9 protein-coding genes are annotated in these 15744 nt (G+C 41.5%); 3 read left to right on the forward strand and 6 right to left on the reverse strand.

Annotated elements, in window-relative coordinates; translation table 11 throughout:
- Window positions 1-1101 (reverse strand): hypothetical protein (locus tag WC955_06270; protein MFA5858654.1); only part of this gene is annotated, 1101 nt, incomplete at its 3' end.
- A 116-nt stretch (window positions 1102-1217) separates the two neighbouring features.
- On the opposite strand from WC955_06270, the gene WC955_06275 reads away from it, so the two are divergent.
- A complete protein-coding gene (locus WC955_06275; GenBank protein MFA5858655.1) occupies window positions 1218-2063 on the forward strand; it encodes a glycerophosphodiester phosphodiesterase in 846 nt (281 codons plus the stop codon).
- A 1-nt stretch (window position 2064) separates the two neighbouring features.
- Here WC955_06275 and WC955_06280 read toward each other — a convergent pair whose 3' ends face one another.
- Genes WC955_06280 through WC955_06300 form a run of 5 tightly spaced genes read right to left on the reverse strand, consistent with a single transcriptional unit; the run spans window position 2065 to window position 7070 of the window.
- On the reverse strand, window positions 2065-2946 hold the full coding sequence (locus WC955_06280) for a methylenetetrahydrofolate reductase (protein MFA5858656.1): 882 nt from the start codon (window positions 2944-2946) through the stop codon (window positions 2065-2067).
- A gap of 9 nt (window positions 2947-2955) precedes the next feature.
- The gene (locus WC955_06285; protein ID MFA5858657.1) at window positions 2956-3588 is read right to left on the reverse strand and encodes a methylenetetrahydrofolate reductase C-terminal domain-containing protein; all 633 of its coding nucleotides are present in this window, start codon (window positions 3586-3588) and stop codon (window positions 2956-2958) included.
- Window positions 3589-3593: 5 nt separating this feature from the next.
- Window positions 3594-5603: an electron transport complex subunit RsxC gene (gene rsxC, locus WC955_06290; protein MFA5858658.1), complete on the reverse strand. Its 2010-nt coding sequence runs from the start codon at window positions 5601-5603 to the stop codon at window positions 3594-3596.
- Window positions 5604-5613: 10 nt separating this feature from the next.
- Window positions 5614-5808, reverse strand: coding sequence for a hypothetical protein (locus WC955_06295; protein ID MFA5858659.1), 195 nt, complete (start codon window positions 5806-5808; stop codon window positions 5614-5616).
- Window positions 5809-5858: 50 nt separating this feature from the next.
- Window positions 5859-7070: an MFS transporter gene (locus tag WC955_06300; protein MFA5858660.1), complete on the reverse strand. Its 1212-nt coding sequence runs from the start codon at window positions 7068-7070 to the stop codon at window positions 5859-5861.
- Window positions 7071-7282: 212 nt separating this feature from the next.
- On the opposite strand from WC955_06300, the gene WC955_06305 reads away from it, so the two are divergent.
- Window positions 7283-14569, forward strand: coding sequence for a hypothetical protein (locus tag WC955_06305; protein ID MFA5858661.1), 7287 nt, complete (start codon window positions 7283-7285; stop codon window positions 14567-14569).
- Window positions 14569-15663 carry a hypothetical protein gene (locus WC955_06310; GenBank protein MFA5858662.1) on the forward strand — a complete coding sequence of 365 codons (1095 nt, stop codon included), beginning with the start codon at window positions 14569-14571 and terminating at the stop codon, window positions 15661-15663. The genes WC955_06305 and WC955_06310 overlap by 1 nt, the downstream gene beginning before the upstream one ends.
- The last annotated feature ends 81 nt before the right edge of the window (window positions 15664-15744 follow it).

The following is a 15744-nucleotide window of genomic DNA, read 5'->3' on the forward strand; positions in this document are numbered from 1 at the left end:
ACCCATAACGGTGAACGGTTTTGTGGATATCACCCCAAGGACGTTGGGGTTATAGGGTATACCAGATATTATTACTTTCATTGTATCTTCCGGGTCCATACACAAAATATCGCCGGGGGTGAGGACAGATTTTTTAGTTTTATCCAAACACTTATTCCCGACTTCAAGTTTTTCCGCGAGGTCTAGCGCTGTCCCTGTAAAAGATTGTACTCGCGCAACATTCGACGAGTCGGAGTAATACAAGTAGAGCCCAGTTGTGGAAACTCCCATAGAAATGTTGTAGCCGCCAATCCCTTCAAGTAATGTGTTTGCATCAGCATTTGACGCGCGGCTATTAAATATTACTGCGTTATACGCAGTGCCGGAATTTACGTGGAGTTTGGCTTTAGGGCTTGTGGTTCCGATTCCTACGTAACCAGTATCGGTACCGCTTTCCTGTAAAGCTAGATTTCCCCATGCAAAACCGGGTTTCAAAACATTGATTACTCCAAGGTTATTAGTAGCGTTGTATCCTACCCGCACACCGCTGCTGGGGGCTATGCCAAATATTGCGTGTTGTGTATCTGTGTCACGGTTGGACCACGCAGGAAGTTGGACGTGTAGTTTGCCTAAGACAGGAGTGGTGGTGCCAATACACATATTTTCTGCGGTTAGCGTACCGGCAACTGTTCCCCCGGTAGTAGATAAAAACGTGTCATACGTTTTACCGGATAATTTCAGGCTGTCCACCGCAATAATTGAATACGGCGTTGCGGAGAGTAATTGCCGGGGGGATAATATATCGCTTTCCACCTGCACTTCAAGCCAGAGCGGGTATATTTTTAATAGATCAGGGGTAAGCACGGTATAACTGCCCAGGGTTATATTTACCATACCGTTGAGTACGCTGATATTCGTATGAGTTTCTGTCCAAAGAGCAGTCCCGCCGGTTGCAGTGTCAAATATACTAAAATTCAGGTTAGTAGTATCGTTTAACGACTGGCCAATGCTGTCTGTCAACCGTCCCTGAAAATTTATGGTTGTAGGTACTGCGGAGAACACAGTGGTATTTGTTATTGAAAGTAAAGTGAGTAATAACAGTATTACAAAACTGTTTTTCATAAACAAACTCGGTTGCCTCCTAAATTTAAGTTAATTAAATATTATTAATTTAGATAATAGTATATAAAATAATGAAATGGTTATTTACACCATATCTTCTGTGGTATAATAAAATTATGATAAAAAACAGTGTGATAATATTAATTACCGTTTTCGTGTGTATTACCAGTTCCTTATTATCAGCAGTAAATATTGATTCTAGCACTGTTGTTACCCCAAAAATTGTTGCGCATCGCGGTGCGTCAGTCACTGCACCGGAGAATACGATGGCAGCGATAAAACTTGCGTGGGAGCTTGGTGCGGATATCGTGGAAATTGATGTCCGCCTGACAAAAGATAAGCATATCGTACTTATGCATGACCCGTCAGCTAAACGTACTTCCGGGCATAATTTGGCAATCTCAACTGTTACTTTGAGTGAGGTTCAGTGTTTGGACGTTGGAAGACAGAAGAACGAGAAATATACCGGTGAAAAAGTGCCGTTACTCGAAGACGTGCTTAAGACAATACCTGAAGGTAAAGAAATGTTTGTCGAGATAAAGGTGGGGAAAGAAATTATACCGGAACTCAAACGCGTAATTGAATCCAGCGGCAAGGCAGCACAGGTGGTTATCATAGGATTCTCTCAACCAACTGTTGTCTATGCGAAAGAACAAATCCCGGGTATTCGCGGGACATTTCAGTTATTACGCGAGGTAAGAGATTCAAAAACAAAGAATTGTATACCCTACAATTTCAATAACATCGATGTAATAAAGAAAATCGGGCTTACCGGATTGGATGTCCACTACGCGAGTTTAACGGAAGAGTTCATAAAAAAAGCGCATGCCGAGGGTATAAAAATAGTTGTGTGGACAGTTAACAATATTGAAAACATGAAACGTTACGCTGCGTGGGGTGTGGATTATATCACAACTGACACTGCGGAAGATGCGATACGCGTATTAAAAAAACCGTTTTAGCCTAGATCCCTGCTTGTTTCAAAATATCGGGTACTTTGCTGTCCATCCCGAGCATCATCAAATGTACTCCCTGGCAGTAGGGTTTCATTTCTTTGATAAGCTTCGCCGCGATTTCCACGCCGGTAATCCCGGCTTTAGTTTTTTCTTTATCCTTCTTTAATTCGTCGATTAGCACCGGGGGAACATATACCCCGGCAACATTTGCGTTCATAAAGTTTGCCATCCCCGCGGATTTCAGGAATACTATACCCGCCATCACAGGAACCTTGAATTGTTTAGCTTTCTCCATAAACGCTGCGAACTTTTCGGGTTCATACACAGCCTGGGTTTGAAAAAACTCAGCACCCGCCGCGACTTTTTGTTCCATCTTAGCTAATTGAACATCCACAGAATCACTGCAGGGCGAAACCACCGCGCCTTTTGCAAACGAAGGCGGTATGCCGTCTAACTTATTACCCATAAGGTCTTCCCCGGATTCCAACTTTTTTACGGTGTGGATCAGTGATACAGAATCAAGGTCAAACACACCTTTTGCGCCTTTATGATCCCCTAACGTTTGATGGTCGCCGGTTAGTAACAACAAATTTTCAATACCGAACATTGCAGCGCCAAGAAGGTCGGACTGTAATCCTATACGGTTACGGTCACGGCAGGTTATCTGGTATACCGGCTCTAACCCTTCATCTTTCAGGGCTTTACATACAGGCAATGCGCTGAGCCGCATAACTGACGACTGGTTGTCCGTAACATTAATCCCGTGTACTTTATCACGGAGATAGGTCTTAGCTTCGTGCATAAGGTTTTCAATATGAAACCCTTTTGGCGGGCCAACTTCCGCGGTGATCACGAATTCGTTTTTGTTAAAAAGTTCTGTAAGTTTCATCTTAATAAACTACCCTTTCTTTTCCGGTTCGACTATCATCTTGGAGTAGTCACGTATATTGACTATATTCTTTAACTCCTTAGACTTACCCATTTTTTCTGCACGGCGGTATATAAGTTCCCACCCGCAGGGCATATCTTTATCAACCTCGCACTTACCGTTTTTTGTACCGCCACACTGGCCGTTGAGTAATCCTTTAGAACACGCGGTTATGGGACAGATAGAAAATGTTTTGTTTAACATACAGTCGCCGCATTGGTCACAGTCGTGCTCCATCGCGGTAATCCCCTGAAATCCGGGGACATACAAAGTATCACAGCCGGTATACACAACCTTATCCGCGCCTTTGCACACTGAGAAAGTTTGTACGCCAACCCCGCAGGAGAAGATTATCACAGCCTCCGCATCAGCGATTTGTTTAGTATGCTTTGCAAGGTTGGGTTCACAGTAGTCAGGATTACATAAATAGTCGGTTACCACGTCAGCTACAACATCTTTTTTTGTGGTTAAAATTTTCTTTAGTTCTTCAACTTCCTTCAACGGGAAAAATGCTTCATAACAACCAAGGCAGGTGATCAGGACAACGCGTTTCTCCGGGGTATTAAGTAAATCATCAACTTTTTTTATTTGTGTTATCAGCATAAGAATTACTTCTTCCTTAACTCTTTCTTCGCTTGTTTTATTATAGCGACTAACGACGATTTTGAGGAACAAATGTTTTCACAACAGCCGCATTCAATACAGTCCATCACCCCGGTATCGCCCATGGATTTCCAATCCTGTTTTGTTCCGTAGTATACATACCGCGAAGGTGATAGTTCCATCGGGCATACGTCCACACACCGCCCGCATTTTATGCAGCTAAGTTTTTCAACTACTTTTTTGTTGGTTACCGTAATCCCGGAAGTGGTTTTTGTTATTGGTAAATCAAAATTATCCTTTGTGAAATCCACGTCAATACCCATCATTGGCCCGCCAAGTTTTAATACTGTATCAGTTAACGGTGCGGTTAGACCGCAGTGGTTAAGTAAATATTGTATACTTGTCCCGATAGCCACCTCATAATTACCCGGGTTTTTGATGTACTCCCCGGTGATTGTTACTACGCGGTTGGTTAATGGTATACCTTCAAGAACGGCATCCGCCACGGCTTTCGCTGTAGCTACGTTTTGTACAACCACGCCAACGTCATAGGGGAACCCGCCACGGGGAACTACACGGTTAAGTAACCGTGTGATAAGCATGCGTTCCGCGCCCTGCGGGTACTTTGTCTTAACGCCTACCACTGTAATATTGGGATACTTAACTTGTTCTTTTTCTTTGGTTAATACCGCAGTGAACGCGTTAAACGCTGCGGGTTTGTTATCTTCCACCGCAATAATGCCGTTCACCGCACCTGTAGTTTTTTGCATTGCTTTGAGGCCGTAGAGTATGCGTTCCGCGTGTTCTATCATTAACCGGTAGTCCGTTGTGAGATACGGTTCGCATTCACAACCGTTGAGTATAACGGTATCAACAGGTTTTACGGGGTTTAGTTTTAGCCACGCAGGAAATCCTGCACCGCCCATACCGGAAATCCCGGCATTTTTAATGATCTCCAGCAATTCTTGTTTTGTGAGTTTATCCGTATCACCACCGGGTTTTATGGATGGGGAAATAGTGTTCTTCCCGTCGTTATTAATCATTACTGTCAATACTTCTACCCCTAATGCGTTAATACGGTATTCTATTGATTTTACGGTCCCGCTGACGGGTGAGTGTACCGGGCACCCGGTTTTTGCGGTCTCCGGGATTTTGCCGATTAACTGTCCAACAGTAACATTATCCCCGGGTTTCACAACTGCTGTACAGGGTGCGCCTATATGCTGTGCCAACGGTACCGCAACAATATCTCCTGCAGGTATAACGGTTATACTTTTGTCTTCACTCAACTCTTTATGTTCAATTGGATAAAACCCGCCGTAAAAGCCGGTGAACCGGCGGTCACGCATGGTTTTTGTGTACCCCGCTGTTTTTGTGTATGTGTTGATATTGTAATCACGGATTTTAGCGGGATGCGTAACCGAAGTTTTTAACCGTCCCTGTTTCTCGAGTTTGCGGTAGATGAGTACCCATCCGCAGTCTTTGTTTTTGTTTACTTCACACTTACCATCCTTCGCACCGCCACAGGGGCCGTTGACTAAACTTTTAGCGCAGGCGGTTACCGGACAAATACCGGCGGTGTCGTTTAGATAACACTGCCCACAGGCGTCACAGCGGTTATAGGATAACGCAATGCCGTGGTGGCCGTAGTAACTCATAGAATCACAGCCCGAGATAACAGGTATTGCGGAGTATGACCCAACGCTTTGCACACCGATACCGCAGGAGATCACGACAATACTGGATGATTTGTTATCAGAAATAAATCCTGAAATAATCTTTTCATTAAAGTTTTTGTTACACAAAAAATCTACCCTCAAAATGTTGGGGTTCGCTAATCCTGCAGTCTTGAGTTCCGCCGTCAGTGTTTCAGGTTCGGGTTCTGTGTCTTTAACGTATTCAGTAAAACATTTATTACACGCAACAACGCAGTAGGAAGACCCGCAGTTTTTTATTCCCGCAGCAATATCACCCGCGGGTTTGAGTTTATACTTAGTATAATCCATTTCTTTCATAACACGATTATTACATTTTCAGGAGTTCAAGTATTTTTATGGTTGCAAATAATGGCCAGATCAAGCCTTTTAAGAACCCAAGGACACCACCCCAAAAACTTGCTGAGTGCTGGATATAATAAATAATTGCCCCGAGCACCGTTAATAAATACGCAACACTGAACATCCCGTCATTATGCATTTTTTTCTCCTCACAATTATCCATATGTTTAAACACCTCTTACCTATTATTATACTTTGTTAAACACAAAAATGTCAGGATGTTTTACGCGTGCGTTTATACGCAAAGATTGTCAGCGGGACCATCATACAAAGCGTTGCACCAACTGAGATCGCTAATGGCGCGGAGGTGTACTCCGCGAGCATACCTAACAAAAATGAGCCCATTGCCCAGAGCCCTATATCCATGAACATAAAACTTAATACCCGGCCACGCATTTCATCCGGGACGTTGTGCTGGATGATAACGTTGGTTAAAGACCTGCAGAAAAGCTGGCTTGCACCGAGCATAATTAAACACGCGGCGGTTAGTATCACGTTTTTGGAGAATGAAAAAATTAGTAGTGTAACCCCAAAAATGAGGTTAGAAACTATTACGATTCTTCCGCGGTTAATATTTCCTCTGAGGTTGGCAATAAAAAGTATGGAAATAATAGCGCCGACCCCCGGGAGTGTCATTAAGTACCCATAACCCTCAGGGCCCATAAACAAAATATCACGCGCAAAAACCGGCATCAACCTCGAGTACGCCATACCAAATAAGCCCATCCCGTAAACTATCAGTATACCGAGTAATACTTCACGGTCTTTAAAAACGTACCGCACGGCTTCCATTGTTTCGGCTGTGACACTACGTATTTTATTCATGCGTTCAACTTTTGGTATATCCATAAGGTACAGCGCTGCGAGGATCGCGATAAAACTTGCTGCGTTGATAAACAAACACCCGGCTATACCGATTGTACTAACCAAAATCCCGGCGATCGCAGGCCCCACAACTTTTGCGGCATTCATCGCACCGGCGTTTAATGCTACAGCGTTGGTTATATCTTCCCTCGGTACGATTGAGGATATCATCGCTTGGCGGTTAATCTGCCCTACCGAGTTCGCAATACCGAGTACCAGTGCGATTATGATTATATGCCAGAACTGTATAACATCAAAAGCTACTAATACACCGAATACCAGCGCCTGCAGCATCGCTACCCATTGCGCAAATATCATAAATCTCTTGCGGTCCATACGGTCAGAGAATACGCCGAGTAACGGGCTTAATACCAACCTCGGGGCGGCCTGGCAAAAGGCTACCAGCCCAATAGCTAACGGCGAGTTTGTGAGGGTTAACACCAGCCAGCTTTGCGCGATCATCTGCATAAAATCACCGACATGCGAAACTACGGTGCCGATCCATAGGAGCATGAAGTTGCGGTGTTTGAACGCGGAGAACGTGTTTATTTGTTCAGCCATTTTTGTACAACTTTGTATAACATAATAGAAGTATCATACAAAAACTTTTTTATTATATTATGAATAATTTTTCATTTTTGTTTGTCTAACATAAGAGAGGGTTCTCTTGGTCAAGTTGTAAAGAAAGGGTTTTTGTGCTATTAATGTTGACATATTGTACATTCTTATAAAACGCGCTCTACAATATTATGGAAAAGGAAACGATTGTATTTATGCCTTGGATTATCAGATTATTGTCCGTATTGATTATCTGTATTACGGTCATTATCGATGCCCGGGTTTCTGTATTTGGAGGTAATCGTTTACAGGTATTGTTAATAGGTGAAACCGCTGCGACTGGAACGGTAAGCGGAAAAAATGGCAGTCCTTCAGCACAAACCGCAGGGGTGGGGTTTACTATCACAATTAATGCGACGGATGATAACTGGAATATTGTTTCTTCAACAATCACAGTATCGTTGGTAACAAATAATCCGCATGCAGATAATATCCTTCCAATTAATGTCATTCTTTCCTCAGGGACGGCTATGATTACAGCGAATTTCAAAACCGCGGGGACTACTTGGACGATTACGGCGGTAGATACCAGCACACCGGCGGTGTATGCTTGCGCAATCTCAAGCGGGTTCACTGTAAATCCTGCACAGGTATCAAAAATTGTATTCACTACCCCGCCACGCAGATTAATTGCCGGGACAACGGTACAGTATTATCCTGATTATACATCCGGTAACACAATGGATACTGTAATGCAATTGCAGACGCGAGATAGTTTTGGGAATGAGTCACCTATCAACGAGAATGTCACTGTTAAACTTTATACGACATCAAACTGGGCAAGGTTTAATATATCCACTGTGGACGATGGATGGTCAGAACAAAAAGATTTATTGTTTGAATCAGGGAAAAGCTGTACGGCCTTTTATTATAAAGACCAAATTGCTTCAACCCCTATCATAACCTGTTCCGAATACCCGTCGAAAGGATGGGATGATGCGGTACAGCAGCAGGTTATTACACCAACTACTGCGGCATATTTTTCGATTAACCATGCTTATCACATCATGGGTCTTAGCGTAGATACTCCGGGTTTAATAACTGTTAAAGCACGCGATCTTTATCAAAATATTGCGGCCGGTGATCCGGTTAACGGGCAGTATTATACCGGAAGAGTGATATTTTGGACGAACTCATCAACCGCAAGTTTTACCCCTGCATTATACCAGTTCACTACTACCGATGCCGGGATAACAACTTTCATCGTGCAAGATGTTATGCAGGAGACGCTTACTATCGGAGTGACGGATTATAATAATTCTAACATCAACGGTCATACAAACGACGGGATGCTATCTTCCGAAAACATTGATATCGTTGGGATTATTGTGTTTCCAAAAGATATTGCACCTGAGGAGTCTGATGAGAAAATGCAAATAGGTATAGCAAAGCACTTATACCAGGGACAGGGATCGATAGCGGAGAGCCCGTCACCGGTAGCTATGTTATCTCTTAGATTACGCATAGATCCATTAACCAAAGCGTCTACTAATTATGCGCAAATAAATCAACTAAGAGTTTATAAAACCGGTACGTTGCCGTATAACCAAATAACTGAAGTTGCGTTATATAAGGACAGTAACTCTAATGGTACTTTCGAAGGGGATAAAATACTTGGGGACTATAGCTCTGCGGAGGATCTATTCTTATCATCTGCCGTCTTTAATGTGATGGGTTATGCAGACCTCTTGTTAGCAGTACTAGAAATTATCCCACAGAATGAAGAAATGTACTTTTTAACAGTTCGTATACCCTCCAACACCAACCGTTCAGGGAGTCTAGGGTTAGAAATCAAAGAAACCGGATATATATTCATGAGTACAAATTCTACGGTGAAGGTTGCAAAAAACAATTTTCCTATACGGTCGTACCAGTCGACTTTAAGTGTCCCACCCGAGACAATTAGTGTTATGTATAATAGCGTTGCTGCAACCTATATAAACTGTTCTACAGGAAAATCAACAACAACTCTTAATGTCCCGCAGGGCACAAATAATGTTGCGATGTTGATGCTTGGATTGTGGACAAATCAATATCCCGCGAGGTTAGATAAAGTCAAGGTGATGCATTGTGCTGATGAAGGGGGGAGTGATAGTGATATAAAACAAGTGCGGTTATGGTTGGATACTAATAGGTCAAAAGTATTTGAACCATCTATCGATATACCAGTGACTGATGCGGGACAGTTTGATAATAACAGTGTGATATTGGATATAACGAATGATATTGCGTATGACCAGGTGACACCCACAACTCAGTACTATTTCATTACATTTGACTTCAATGCATCAGCAAGTATCGGGTCAAGTCATGGCGCTGAAATTTTATTCCACCCGGACTTTATTCCTATTAACGCCACGGTAAATAGTAGCCAAAATATTTATCCAATTCTAAGTGCGATGGTAAGTATTGTTCCGACAATAGATATTATGAAAGTTGAACCGCAATACGTAGCAGTCTCTGCTGCAACACAGGGCGATAAAAACGTTGTTATGATAAAACTTAACTTCTCAACAAATGATAATTCAGCGATCCTAAAAACAATAAAGATTGACCGTGTAAGCGGAGGAGGGGATAGAGATATTAAAGAAGTTAATATTTATAAGGATATGAACCCTACCACAATAATTGCACAGGCGGTACTTTCCGGTGATACCACAATTTGGATAGATACGATATCCGGGTTCCCTTCAACCGGAACCATTGCTGTTGGTACCGAGAAAATGGAATACAATCAGTTACTCTCAACAAATAACAGTTATCGGATAGTGACTACTACTCGAGGGATATGCGGTACTAAAGTTCAAGAACATTCCGCAGGGGCAACCGTTACCGGTGACAGGGATGGTGTGTTTACGGATTATGACAAAGAAAACGGTTTAGCATCACTAAGTAAGTATAACGCTTACACGTTTAATAACGGGACAGTTGAAATCCCGTTAGTAGTATCAAGGAAGTACAATGAAGTTACACCGGAAGGCCAGGCGTTTTTTGTCACTTATGACATTGATTATCTTGCAAAAACAGGGTCAACAAGGCTGGGGTTATCAGTAGAAACAACAAATTATTTTACCGTTTATTCACCGGATAGAGTGTCAACCGATAACATACCCTTTATTTACACACTATCTGTTGTGAACGAGTTTCCAGATGAGGTTACTTTTAAGGCGTACGAGTCAACTAATACAGTAATTAATGTACAAGGGATTAATGTTAATACATATAAATATTTAATGCAGGGGACTAAGAATAATGAAATCATGGCATTTACTGCGGAAACCAATCAAGGGGATGCGTATTGGACCGGTATAAAGCTTACCCGTGTAGGAACGACCAGGTCTAGTGATACTGATATCAACGGGGTAGGTATATGGTATGATATAAACAATAATGCGGTATTTGATACAAACAGCGATGTATTGCTCGGATCGGGGACATTTAATAATAACGGTCGCAGTGGTGAATGCGCGATTATATTCTCAACTGTGACCCAACAGCGCATATTTACTGCAGAAAAGTCGTTATCCATAGGCATAAGCAACCGTTACTTTGTAAGTATGGATATTAGTGATACCGCAACGCCAAATGAGCAGGTTTCCGTCGAATTAACAAATTATGAAGCGTTTATGATAGCCTCGCCAAATTATGTGTCAAGTACAACAATAGATTTGTCGTACATATCGGATCAAAGAACAATAATTCCTAGCCCAAGAACGGTCACAGCGAAAATCAGCCCCGTTAACTGTATGGTATTAAGAGATACGGCAAGCGTAGACGATACGAGTTTCCATGTAGACTCAACTGCTATGTTTCCACAGTACGGATACGCTGTTGTTGAGAATGAAATAATATCTTACACATCTGTAACCCAAAATACTATATCCGGAATTACTCGGGCACAGTATAATACAGTTGCCGTGACTCATACATCAGGTACCGTAATCTCTGGTACGATAAAACAGGGTGAGAGGAATGTTCCTTTATTGAAGTTAACTCTTTCATGTGATAATTACTACGTGCGGTTATATGGGTTGGGAATAAAAATGTTTTCTCCTGGAAGTAACCGGTATGAGGATAGCGATATTGAACGGCTTTATGTATATAAGGGCAATGATAATAATCTTGGTATAAAATTAGGTGAGTCGTACGTAGGACAACCGTATTTCAATGATAATATGTCACAAGTACAGTTGGATGATCCTGCGTACCCGATGGACCAAACGACTTATGGAAAACAGTATGTGTTGATCACTGCAACACCTACGGTATACTATATAGCAGCGGATATTAGCCCGACGGCAGTTAGCGGGCATTTTTTTGGTGCTTCAATCAGGGATAACAGTTACTTTGATGTCAGCCAGGAGCATTTAGGAATATGGTTCAATCATAATATAGTGATTAATAATGATATTAGTGGAGGTACTCCTGGAGTATTATCAACTATCGATAATCTAATAGTTAATTCTGAAATTATAAGACCGGCAACTGTACAACAAGGTGATAAAAATAGAGGTTTTCTGCAACTCACACTTCGTGCAAATGATAATGCTGTAACTTGGCGCGGATTAAAATTAAACCTCACGGGCGATGCGTTGGATAATGATATTGCAGCAGTTAAGGTATACCGTGACCTCAACGCTACTAAGAGATTCGAGAACACTACTCTTGTACCAGAAGGTAGATTAAAGAGTATCTATACAAAGAACGATACCGGATATATTGTTGTGGATTCAACGTCCATTTTCCCGAATAGCGGATACTTGATGATTGACAGAGAAATCATGAGATATTATGGATCAACAATGACGATAACCTCTACTGTCATGGGAATAGTGAATCGTTATACATTAAGTAGGATATCCCGCGGGATACTAGGGTCAAATGTAGACAATCACAATGTTGATGCAATAGTGTATGGTATTATGTCAGATATATTAGTTGACCGTCAAGGCTATGCCCCAGGACTTATGAACGCGGGTTTTAACAAGTTTGTTAATAAACATTGCGAGTTAGTGTTTAATAACCCTGAAACTATTGGCACCGATTTAGAAGGACAGGTATACTTTATTACATATGATATTTATGATCTTGCCGGTGTTGAAAGAAGGATTGGGATATCGTTACCTGCTACAAGCTATCTTATCATTGAGGAACCGGATTATGTTATCCCCGATAATTTTCCTATTGAAAGTTTTTATTCAACGATTACGGATTATCCTGACCAAATAACATTTGTGCCGGTGGATACCAATAAATATCCCGCATCTGTTGTAACACAGGGTGATAAAAATGTTGTTATATGCGCGTTTCAGTTAACAACAAATAGAGCTGATGCGATATGGTCGGGACTACAGTTTCAGCGTACGGGAACAGGATATGGAACATCTTCACCATTAACTGGGACAAATAAAGATGTCAGCTGTGTAAAAATATATTCTGATTCCAACGCAAACGATCTATGGGATATATCAGACACGTTGATATCTTCCGGGCAGGATGTTTTCCCGGATGATACAGCCGGGCCGAATATCAGTATATCAGTATCCTCACAAACAATAACAAGTGCGCCTAAGAAGTTTTTTGTACTTTATGACATTGCGGATACCGCACAGGCGGGCCATAGTGTGGGGTTAAGAATTATGGATAACCTACGTATTGTTGTTAATGAACCCAATATTGTTTTATCAACAAATTTACCGTTTGAGACGCTTTCAAAAGCAAGGATTGTCCCAGCTGAACTTAATGTGACAGTTGAAAGTCTTGCGCCAGTAACTGTCAAACAGGCACAAGAATTGCCATTATTACGGTTGAGACTCAAGACAAACAAAAATGTCGTGCAATTGACAGGGTTAAAATTACGGCAAACCGGTGCGATTGAGAAAGCGGGTACTAGTTCGGAATATCCTGACTATTACGGTGAGGGTGATCTCATTCAACTTTGGGTATACCGCGATGTAAACAATGACGGGGTATTGTCGTCAACTGATACCCTGGATCCTACAGGATTAGTAGCTAGTGTATTTAATGGGTCGAATGATTTCCGCAAAGGTATAGCTAACATTGTTTTTAGTACGACTACTAAAGTTTATATTACCGATACTGAAAGTTCTATATTTATAACGGGTATGGCTGGGTGGGTAAATAGAGTTAGTGGTAATGTGAATGTTATAAACACCGAAGAACATGAGGTTGAGATTGAAATACCTGGGATTGAGAGTATTACAAGAAACCCGGCCTCGGCTATTATAAGCACTTCCAGTGTATTCCCTTTGAAATCAGGAAAGGTTACCATAAAACATTTTGCTTCACCTGATATTGAATACATAGACGCTGATCCTTTAACTCCCGGGGTGCAGTCAACTGCGTGGAAGTCCAATTCTAGTAAAATCAGTATTGCGTTCAAAATTAATTTACTAACTAATGATGGAACAGTGAATCTATCAAGAGTTATGTACGCTGTTGGCACATCGTCATCCGCCATGGATTCAAGCAGCGAGATAGGCAGTTATAATTCAATAACTTTGGGATGGAAAAGAATTATGCGGGATGTATCAATTAGCAACGAAAACGTTTATGAAATACTTGTACCAGTAATGCTTACTCATGGAAACCGGTACTATGTGCACTTGAAAGCGGCGTCTGTGTATGAATACGTTGATTTTGACAATATCAAAAAAAGTCAGGTTAAAACTGGCCCTCTTAAGAGTTGTGTGGTAATGATTGACCTTACTCCGCCAATGTTACTAAGTAACAGCGCGCCGATCCCTGAGAACATTTTTACAGGAAAGAAAAATGTGGAAAAAGGGATTTTTACGATCTCTATACATTCTCCGGGGATGGATCCTACTCCTGCGGAATTAATGATGAATGGTGTTGGGTCAGGGGTCAGTTTGTATGAATTGCAGGAACGCGTGAATAATGATCCTGTGTGGAGAACAATTGATGTTGTTAAATTCGATGTGGATTATGTTACAGTTGGTAACAATGCTACTCAAAATTATAATAATTCTGTTCTTCCCGCGGATGATATCAGGATTATAGGTAATTGTTATGTTTACCGTACCCGTGCACTAAATAACGCAGGTCTATGGAGTGAGTGGTCACCGGAGTCTAAAGCAGTATTTGTTGGAACAATATATGAATCGGTAGCACTCGTATATTCGTATCCTTCCGTAATGAATCCTATGAAGAGTAAGCTTAACATCGCGTATGTTTTGAGTAATGATGTGGCGATTAAGATTATGATATACGACCTCAATGGTACATTGGTGAAGGAATGGGAGATAATGCCGGGGGAAAACGGTGCAAAGGTTGGGCCAAATACTGTGCAGTGGGATGGGTATAATAAGTATGGTACGCGTGTATCTCCTGGCGGGTACATATTTAAAATTGTTACAGATAAAGGTGTGTCTACAGTAAGCAAATTTTTGGTGGAATACTGATGAAGAAATACAGTACTTTTATTAATGCTGTTATCTGTTTAGTACTGGCATCACAGTTGGTATCGTCACAATATTACGCCGTATCAGCGGATATTGGCGGTGTGGCGTATCCGTTAACTTTTTATGGTATGGGCGCAGCGCAGGTGGCGCTTGGACGTACTGGTGTAGCGTATACAAACGACGCATCAGTTGTTTATTGGAACCCCGCGCTGCTTAGCAGGATGGAACATAAACAAATATATTTATATGGTGCTAATATGCCGGAAGATACGCGTGACGTGTTTGTGAGTGGTTACTTGTTGAATTTTTTAAATACTAATATTGGAATGGCTGTGTACCAGCGTTCGAGTGACGGGTTTAAGGTATATGACGAAAACGGGCAACGTGGTGATACTATATCGATTTACGAGACGCTGTATTGTTTTAGTGCAGGGAAAAAAGTTGATGAATCATTTTCCTGGGGAATATCGTTAAAAGTTGGAGATATAAAACTTTATACTTACAACAGAACAATGGCTGCTGTGGATTTAGGGTTATCCAAAACATTATTTAATTCACGGTTGACGCTTGCAGGGGTGGTGCGTAACGTGTATGCCGCAGGAGAACTTGTCCCGCCGGTATCTTTACGCAGTGGTATGATGTATAAAATATTTAAGGATTTATGGATAATAACAGCTGACGTTGAACAGTTATATAAATCGGTAACCTTAGATTATTATGCGGGTACAGAGGTTTACTTGCTAAAACCTTTATGCCTGCGTTTTGGAATAAATACCGGGGAATACAGTGTGGGTATTGGGTTTAAGATCTCAAATTTTGCAATTGATTACGCATATACCGTACATGAACTCGGGGGTTTGCATAAAGCAGGAGTAATCATAGGGTTTGGCAGATCCACAAAAAAAACAGTACCCGCTGTTATTCCCGTTACTAATATACCATCTCAACCACTATTACCTCAACTTGACATAGGTAATGACATTACGGAAGCCATTACTGAAGAAGAAATTCAAGCTGAAGAAGATATTCAGGAAGAGAGTCTTTTATCTACCGATACAGAGAATGATTATAGTGATGAAGTTATAAGCGAGTAATACAAGAATACTATAAACTCAAAACACTTAATGTGTCCTCCACAACGAATTTGCTATTATTATGTGGTAAGAACACATTAA

The sequence above is a fragment of the Elusimicrobiota bacterium genome, from assembly GCA_041658405.1.
GTDB lineage: Bacteria > Elusimicrobiota > UBA5214 > JBBAAG01 > JBBAAG01 > JBBAAG01.

Bases quoted from the DNA above. Each gene is read 5' to 3' on its own strand.
- WC955_06275 (MFA5858655.1), top strand. From the start codon at position 1,218: ATGATAAAAAACAGTGTGATAATATTAATTACCGTTTTCGTGTGTATT.
- WC955_06280 (MFA5858656.1), bottom strand. From the start codon at position 2,946: ATGAAACTTACAGAACTTTTTAACAAAAACGAATTCGTGATCACCGCG.
- WC955_06285 (MFA5858657.1), bottom strand. From the start codon at position 3,588: ATGCTGATAACACAAATAAAAAAAGTTGATGATTTACTTAATACCCCG.
- rsxC (MFA5858658.1), bottom strand. From the start codon at position 5,603: ATGAAAGAAATGGATTATACTAAGTATAAACTCAAACCCGCGGGTGAT.
- WC955_06295 (MFA5858659.1), bottom strand. From the start codon at position 5,808: ATGGATAATTGTGAGGAGAAAAAAATGCATAATGACGGGATGTTCAGT.
- WC955_06300 (MFA5858660.1), bottom strand. From the start codon at position 7,070: ATGGCTGAACAAATAAACACGTTCTCCGCGTTCAAACACCGCAACTTC.
- WC955_06305 (MFA5858661.1), top strand. From the start codon at position 7,283: ATGCCTTGGATTATCAGATTATTGTCCGTATTGATTATCTGTATTACG.
- WC955_06310 (MFA5858662.1), top strand. From the start codon at position 14,569: ATGAAGAAATACAGTACTTTTATTAATGCTGTTATCTGTTTAGTACTG.